The sequence below is a fragment of the Clostridium sp. CF012 genome (genome assembly GCF_018861755.1).
Taxonomy (GTDB): Bacteria; Bacillota; Clostridia; order Clostridiales; family Clostridiaceae; genus Clostridium_AD.
Map to the genome: position 1 here is coordinate 1 of NZ_JAHLEF010000118.1, position 854 is coordinate 854.

An 854-nucleotide genomic window follows, 5' to 3' on the forward strand; every position below is an offset into this window, starting at 1 on the left:
GCTACATTTATAAATGATGTGTTGTTATAGTTTTTATCAAGTACCTCTTCCTCTGCTAACGTTTTTAAATATCCATTTTTAGCAGATATGAAAATCATTTGATTATCTAAATTATTTTTATATTTAGATACGAAGTCATTTTTAAATGTCTTTGTCGTATCATCTAAAATCATGTCCATGGCTTCAATTATTTCTATACTTGAAAAATCTTCTGTTTTTTCTGTTGTATCTATTAGATCTGTTTTGAATGTAGTTAAACTATTGATACCTAACGCAATTTTAACTACACCATCATCATTTATAAGCACAAATTTGCCCTTTTTAATCTCTGCATTGACATCCATTGGTTCAATAACACTTTTTAAATTAGGTACAATCATATAGGTAGCTCCACGCTTTACATTTGCACCCGCTAAAAGTCCTAAAAGTGTTGGAATTATTTCTTCTGAATCCTGTTCTCCTCTTGCATCCTTAAAGGTTACTTTTGTTTTAAATAAGTCAACTACTCCTTCATTATCAGGAAGAACTGTTGTATCTGTTACAATAGACTTATAAGTTTTCTTTTGTTCTCTTATTTGTTCTGTCCATGTTGGAATGGCTTCATAGTCAATCTTCTCTCCTACGGTTGAAGTCCATCCACTTTTCAATGTAGCAACTAATGTCAAGGCACTTGCAATTGTACCTAAAATATCTATTCGCACTACTGTAACTAGGTTTGGAGCTCCTACCATTGCATCCTTAATATATTGCAAATTTTCCGGTGTATATTTTAAAATATCTGCTACAACCTCTGTTAGTAGCTTGTATTCCTTTGTTTTAAATGTAATGTCTGTTGAATCTCTTAAGATTAAGAT

At 31.1% G+C, this 854-nt stretch carries 1 protein-coding gene; it reads right to left on the reverse strand.

Features of this window, described 5'->3' with window-relative positions; all coding sequences use genetic code 11:
* Window positions 1–854: phage tail sheath C-terminal domain-containing protein (locus tag KPL50_RS26605; protein WP_216301465.1), on the reverse strand; the 854-nt coding region annotated here is incomplete at both ends.